General features: G+C 39.3%; 3 protein-coding genes. All 3 read right to left on the bottom strand.

The features are described from left to right. Window positions 1-383: pseudouridine-5'-phosphate glycosidase (locus tag RT445_RS11885; RefSeq protein WP_313470636.1), on the bottom strand; the 383-nt coding region annotated here is incomplete at its 3' end. A gap of 4 nt (window positions 384-387) precedes the next feature. Further along, on the bottom strand, window positions 388-1,479 hold the full coding sequence (locus RT445_RS11880; RefSeq protein WP_312506748.1) for a carbohydrate kinase: 1,092 nt from the start codon (window positions 1,477-1,479) through the stop codon (window positions 388-390). 111 nt (window positions 1,480-1,590) lie between these two features. After that, window positions 1,591-2,841: an MFS transporter gene (locus RT445_RS11875; RefSeq protein WP_312506749.1), complete on the bottom strand. Its 1,251-nt coding sequence runs from the start codon at window positions 2,839-2,841 to the stop codon at window positions 1,591-1,593. Window positions 2,842-3,304 lie beyond the last annotated feature (463 nt).

Here is a 3,304-nt window from a genome sequence, read left to right as displayed (position 1 = left end):
CCGCCAATACCTCCAGTAACAAAGATTTCAATGCCTGCAAGCTCTGCACAGATCATCGTAGCTGCAACTGTAGTAGCACCTAATTTTTTCGTTGCAAGTAGGTAACCTAAATCACGGCGAGATGCTTTTGCAACACCTTGTGCATTCCCGAACATTTCAAGTTCTTCATCAGATAGACCAATTTTAATTTTTCCATCAATTAATGCAATTGTTGCAGGTACTGCTCCGTTATCACGAATAATTTGCTCTACCTCACGCGCAGTTTGCACGTTTTGTGGGTATGGCATACCGTGTGAAATAATTGTTGATTCTAATGCAACGATTGGTAGACCTTTTGCTTGTCCTGCTTTTACTTCTTCTGATAATACGATGAATTCTTTCATGTTGTTATTCCTCCATTTCACTTGTTAACAAATCTACGGATAATTCTGGTCTTACTGTATAGGGAGATGCCAAAGTATTTTTAGCATTTGTTAAGCCAGCATCAATGCTTGTCGCAAAGGATTGTCCTGTCAACCAGCTATGTATGACTGCGCTGACAAAGGCATCTCCTGCTCCTGTAACATCTTCAATTTTTTCTATCACTTTGGCAGCAAAATGACTTGGAGCAATGGTAGTAGATGCTGCATATACACCCTTGCTGCCTGCTGTAATAATGACATGTTCGGCACCTAGCTGCAGGAGCTGTTGTAAAGCTTTTTCATAATGGGTAGCGTTTTCAATTTTATGTCCAACAATTGTTTCCGCTTCATCCGTGTTACAAATAAACCATGTTACTCCTTGTAATGTTTCAGGTAGTCGATTCATTTTCGGTGAAGATACCGGCACAATGACAAGTGGGATATTACGAGCAACGGCTACTTGTTGGATATAGGCTACTGTTTCTTTTGGACAATTTAAATCCAGAATAAAGCAGCCTGCGTTGACTAACATTGTTTCATGCTTTTTCAATAAGCTAGGTAATAGTAGATCATACACTTCCATATTGGCTACAGCTAATGCTAGCTCCCCTTGCTCATCCATAATGGCTGTATAAGAACCCGTTGAAGCCTCTGCTAGCTGCTCCACATAACGTAGGTTCATAAAGGATTCCGAAGCTTCTTGGATGACTTGCCAATCAGCATCTTTCCCAGCCGTTGTCAGCAATGTCACTTGATGGTTTAATCTGCCTAAATTTTCAGCAATGTTTCTACCAACACCACCAACACTAAAAGAAGAGCTAGCAGGGTTAGATGTCCCAAATTGAACATTGCCTTTCACGTGGAATTTTCGGTCTAAATTGGCTCCCCCGATGCAAATAATTTCATTTTCCTCGGGTAAAATATATGCACGACCTACAATTTTTCCTTGCTTTGTTAAACTAGACACTAAATTAGCAAGCACTGGACGTGAAAGATTCATTGCATCTGCCATCTCTTGCTGAGACATAAACGGATTTTGGCGAATTAAAGCAAGCACCGCCTGTTCTCTTTCATTCATAGCATCACCTTTTATTATATTTGTTTACATTATAAACTTTTGTTTGATTCATGTCAAAGGATTTTAAAAAAAGTTGAACCTGTTATGTTGAGGTTCAACTTTTTTCGTTTATTATACATGCTGTGGTGTTTGTTTTTTGACAATGATAACGAACAGGCTAGCCATGGCACAGAATATACCCGCAAGGAAAAAAGCCCATGTATAGGAATTAAAAAATTGATAGATCAATCCACCACCATATGCAGCAACAGCAGCTCCTGCTTGATGTGAGGCAAATATCCATCCGTAAATAATACTACTTTTTTGCATACCAAAAATTTGTCGTGTAATACTGATCGTTGGTGGTACTGTGGCAATCCAATCGAGTCCATAAAAGATAGTGAATATCGTCAGTAAAATAACAGAACCTTGTGATAATGCATAAGGGAGTAATAATAAGGAAGCTCCCCGTAACAAGTAATACCAAAATAACAGCCAACGATTATCGAAGCGATCTGATAGCCAGCCTGAGGCAGTCGTCCCTAGTAAGTTAAACACACCCATAAATGATAAGAGTGATGCAGCGGTGACTAAAGGAACGCCAAAACTAATACAATACGAAACAAAATGAGTCCCGATCAAGCCGCTCGTTGAAAGTCCACATATAAAGAAGCTTCCTGCTAATAGCCAAAAGGCTTTAATCTTAACCGCCTCTAGTAAACCGTTAAACGCAATATGAATCGGATTTTTCTTCTGCTGCACTGTCTGTTCTTCAATAAACTCCTCTTGTCCATATGGGTTTAGCCCCACATCCTGAGGCTTATTTTTAATAAAAATAGCAATCAAGGTGAACATCAACGTACTTAGAAGAAGAATTAACCCCATTGCCCAGCGCCAAGAATAATGTTCAATGATCATGGCTAGCACTGGTAGTAGAATTAATTGTCCTGTAGCTGTACTAGCCGTTAATATACCAACTGCTAACCCCCTGCGTTTGACAAACCAATGATTAGCTACATAGGGACTAAGGACCGTTAAAAAAAGGCTTGCACCAAGGCCGATGATGCCACCCCAAATCACAATTAACTGCCATGATTGATTCATCAAAAATGTCAAAGTGATCCCTACAATTAACGTAGCCATCGTGCTTAGCATCATTTTCTTTAAGCCAATAACTTCAAGCAATGCCGCCATAAATGGCCCTGATATACCATATAAAAATAGACTTATGGCGAAGGCTAGGGCAATAGTTGACCGCTCCCATTGAAATTCCTTTTCAAGAGGATTGATAAAAACGCCAGAGGATGACAATGTAATACCTGCCACAATAATCGAGAAAAATGTGACAACTAAAATAAACCAGCTATAATGAACACGCTTCATCCAAACACCTACTTTTCATATGAGTGGCACTAAAAACATGTATATACATGTTTTATGGTAGTAAAAAAAATAACATTCTCTAATGGGATAGGTGAAAAAGGCTTTCCATTCTATGCTACTTACTTGCCGCTTCAGCCCGCTAGTTGGAAAGCTAAAGAAAACCCTTGTGAACTAGCGTTAAACATAAGGTACATCGTAGGCTCCCTGAAAAGGACGCAGCCTCCCTTGCCATAGGTTCTTTTTCATGTCCTACCAATTATATGTATATACATGTACAATGATAATAACTGCCGCTCATATAGCTGTCAAGAAGTAATTTCCACCTCTAAGGTGTATACTTACAATTAGTAGAATCCCTTAAAAGGAGTACTGACCATGAAGAACCAACTAAAAAACATTGATTATACGCAAATATGTGTTTGTGCGAACCTTCGAAAAAAAACGAGGGCTGTCACACAATTAT

Origin of the sequence: Lysinibacillus sp., from assembly GCF_032093475.1 — a bacterium.
GTDB lineage: Bacteria > Bacillota > Bacilli > Bacillales_A > Planococcaceae > Lysinibacillus > Lysinibacillus irui.
This window is presented reverse-complemented; position numbering and strand designations above follow the sequence as displayed.

Excerpts from the sequence above, each read along its gene's own strand:
- RT445_RS11875 (WP_312506749.1), bottom strand. The coding sequence starts at position 2,841 with ATGAAGCGTGTTCATTATAGCTGGTTTATTTTAGTTGTCACATTTTTC.
- RT445_RS11880 (WP_312506748.1), bottom strand. The coding sequence starts at position 1,479 with ATGAATGAAAGAGAACAGGCGGTGCTTGCTTTAATTCGCCAAAATCCG.